The sequence below is a fragment of the Vibrio sp. 10N.222.48.A3 genome, from assembly GCF_041475345.1.
In the GTDB taxonomy this organism is placed as follows: Bacteria; Pseudomonadota; Gammaproteobacteria; order Enterobacterales; family Vibrionaceae; genus Vibrio; species Vibrio tasmaniensis_A.
Window position 1 is genome coordinate 1 of the sequence record NZ_JBFRVX010000885.1, and the last position, 3553, is coordinate 3553.

General features: G+C 44.3%; 3 protein-coding genes. All 3 read left to right on the forward strand.

All coding sequences use genetic code 11. From position 1 onward, the window contains the following. Positions 1-1038, forward strand: a 1038-nt coding sequence (locus AB4653_RS21375; RefSeq protein WP_372105286.1) for an HlyD family secretion protein, incomplete at its 5' end; no start/stop codon positions are given. 290 nt (positions 1039-1328) lie between these two features. Continuing rightward, a complete protein-coding gene (locus AB4653_RS21380) occupies positions 1329-1877 on the forward strand; it encodes an ECF-type riboflavin transporter substrate-binding protein (RefSeq protein ID WP_009845837.1) in 549 nt (182 codons plus the stop codon). Between the two features lie 6 nt (positions 1878-1883). Further along, positions 1884-3553, forward strand: a 1670-nt coding sequence (locus tag AB4653_RS21385) for an ABC transporter ATP-binding protein (RefSeq protein ID WP_372105288.1), incomplete at its 3' end; no start/stop codon positions are given.

A 3553-nucleotide genomic window follows, 5' to 3' on the forward strand; every position in this document is an offset into this window, starting at 1 on the left:
GCCGTACTGGGTGGTGTTGTCCTCATCGGTACTTTGATTCTATTAATGAACTACAACCACCCTTTCACACAAATCGGTAATCAAGTTTACTCAACGACACCGATTGTTTCAGGGGTTCGAGGCAAAGTCATCGAGGTTCCGGTTGAAGCAAATAAGCCTCTCAAGCAAGGGGATATCCTTTTCAAAATAGACCCGATTCCTTTTGAAGCTGAAGTTGCTAAGCTGCAAGCCAAAGTAAAAGAAGCGAGTCAAGGAGCCTTAGGTCTAGAGTCGCAAGTTGGAGAAGCTGAAGCTGCCAAAATAAAAGCCATTGCAGAAAGAGATAAAGCACAACGTGAATTCTCTCGATACAAGCGAGGCTTCGAAAGTGGCGCATTTACAGAGCAACAGCTCGATACTCGTCGACAGGCATACAAAGCCACAGAAGCAGCTGTGAAAGTAGCCGAAGCAAACCAACAACAAGCTCAGATCGCACTTAACTCTGAGATTGGCGGTGAGAATACAGCGGTTGCAGGCTTACTTGCTGATTTACGTAAAGCTGAATTCAATCTTGACCAAACGGTAGTAAGAGCACCAACCGATGGCTACGTAACTCAACTCGCTCTTCGTCCTGGTGTAATGGCTGTACCACTACCATTAGCGCCGGTGATGACCTTTGTTCACACTGAGGCGCAATTCTATACCGCAGCCTTTAGACAAAACTCACTACAACGACTGCAACCTGGCTACGAAGCTGAGTTTCTATTTAGAGCACTACCAGGAAAAGTGTTTAAAGGACGCATTGATGAAGTGATCCCAGCCATTGGTGAAAGCCAATTTCAAGCTCGAGGCACACTTCTAGGTACTGACGCACTGCGCACTAGCGGCCGTGTATTTGTTAAGCTGACCATCACTGATGATCTGTCTGAGTACCATTTGCCTATGGGTACTGCCGTCGAAGTGGCCGTTTATTCTGACAGCTTCACTCACGTATCTATCATGCGTAAAGTGCTTATTCGCATGAAGAGTTGGCAAAACTATCTATATCTAGACCACTAAACGGTCGTAGATATACGACAACCCCGCTTAACACATTGTTAATATGAATCAAAAAGCCAGACTCGTTCTGGCTTTTTTGTTGCTTGATTAACCATAAAATTGCGCTTATTACGTGATATTAATGCGTCTAGATGGAATTTTAGACATCTAGACACTTACCTTCCCTTATGGAAGGGTTCTACTGTATAATGCGCGCCTTATTTTTTATATTTGCCCAAAAAACGTTCTCATTGAGACGCATATTAATAATGGCGAATATTATGCTTTATTTTCAGTATTCGAGGTTATCTATGAACTTTTCAGCTAAAACAGTCGTCGTTATTGCTATTGGCGCGGCACTGTACGGCATTGGTGGTTTACCTATGTTTGGTGTCCCAGTGTTTGCTAACACGACATTGAAACCAGCAATGGCAGTCCTAGCACTGTTTTCTGTTTTGTTTGGCCCTATTGTTGGCTTCTTGGTTGGCTTTATCGGTCACTGGGTAACGGATTTGTTCGCAGGTTGGGGGGTATGGTTAACTTGGGTATTAGGCTCAGGTATTGTCGGTATGGTTATCGGCTTATTCCCAATGATGACTAAGAATCGCCTTCAACAAGGCGAACTGCCAATGAAAGATTTTGCACTGTTCGTGGTACTTGCCCTTGCGGGTAACGTTGTGGGTTATGGTAGCTCTGCGTTCCTAGATACCATCCTATACGCAGAACCCTTTACTAAAGTCTTCACTCAACTGTCTATCATCGCTGCGGGCAACACTATTCTTATCGCAGTGGTAGGCTTCCTGATCCTAAAATCAGTCGCTAAACGTAACAAACAAAGCCGTAACCTGACCGAGGCATAAACGCTAATGACTATAGCATTTTCGAACTTCTCTTTTAGATATGAGTCGCTGGATAAACCGACGCTAAAACATATCAATCTAAGGATAGAGAAAGGAGAGAAAATCGTCATTATTGGACCAAGTGGTAGTGGTAAATCTACGCTAGGTCAGTGTCTCAATGGTCTGATACCTCATGCAATTAAAGGTGAGGTCTCTGGTTCTTTAGAGATCAACGGCAAGAATGTCTCTGAGTTTTCAATGCACGACTATACCGAGCAAGTAGGCACAGTATTGCAAGATACTGACAGCCAATTTGTGGGGTTAAGTATCGGTGAAGATATCGCGTTCGCATTAGAAAACCAGTTGATGTCGAACATTGATATGTACCCGTTAGTTAAATCGACAGCAAAAATGGTCGACCTAGCGGATATGCTTGAGCGCTCTCCTCATGACCTTTCAGGTGGTCAAAAGCAACGAGTATCGTTAGCGGGTATTTTAGTCGATGATGTCGATATCTTGCTGTTCGATGAGCCTCTAGCAAGCCTTGACCCTAAAACGGGCAAAGCAACGATTGAGATCATCGACCAACTTCATAAAGAAACCAACAAGACTATCGTGATTATCGAGCATCGCCTTGAGGATGTTCTGCATCGCGATATCGATCGTGTGATCTTAATGGAGCGCGGTGAAATAGTCGCGGATATGACTCCGGATGACCTCTTAGCGTCCAAGTTACTTGATACGCACGGTATTCGTGAACCTCTCTACTTATCTGCACTTAAAGCAGCGAAAGCCCCTCTGACTAACGAAGATAAACTTTCAAACCTCAAAGCTTTGGATTACAAAAGATTCCGCCCAGCAGTTCAAGCTTGGTTTGCTGAGCGCCCGGCACCGGTAGCAGAGAAACAGTACCAGCCTTTGCTCGAAGTTCATGGCTTAACTTATTCTTACGACGGCGAAAAAAATGCACTCGAAGATGTGAGTTTCAAAATTGGTAAGGGTGAGTTTGTCTCGATTTTGGGCAAGAACGGTTCGGGTAAATCCACTATCACCAAACTCATCATGGGTGTGATAGATGCTGATTCAGGTTCTTCCTATCTAAATGGTCAAGACTTATCTGAACTTTCCATCTTTGAAAGAAGCCAGAAAGTCGGTGTGGTGATGCAAAACCCGAATCATATGATCTCACATCATATGATTTTTGATGAGATTGCTTTTGGTCTTCGTAACCGCGGTATGGCAGAACAGCTGGTCACAGAAAAAGTAGAGAACGTTCTTGAGCTTTGCGGGTTAAGTAAGTTCCGCCACTGGCCCATTGAAGCTCTGAGCTATGGTCAGAAAAAGCGTGTAACGATCGCGTCTATCTTAGTGTTGGAGCCCGAACTCCTCATCTTAGATGAGCCAACAGCAGGCCAAGACTACCGTAACTACACATCGATGCTGGCATTCATCCAAAAGCTTAACCGAGATTTGGGCATTACTGTTGTGATCATCTCACACGACATGCACTTGGTTCTAGAATACACCACACGTTCGATCGTAATCGCAGACAGTAAGTTGATTGCTAATGCAGCCATGACGGAAGTGTTTAGTCAGCCATCGCTTTTAGAACGTGCGAACCTTTGCACCACCAGCATTTATGAACTTGCGACTATGATGAAAATCGACGACACCAACGCTTTTATGCAGTACTTCAT

Excerpts from the sequence above, each read along its gene's own strand:
- AB4653_RS21380 (WP_009845837.1), top strand. The coding sequence starts at position 1,329 with ATGAACTTTTCAGCTAAAACAGTCGTCGTTATTGCTATTGGCGCGGCA.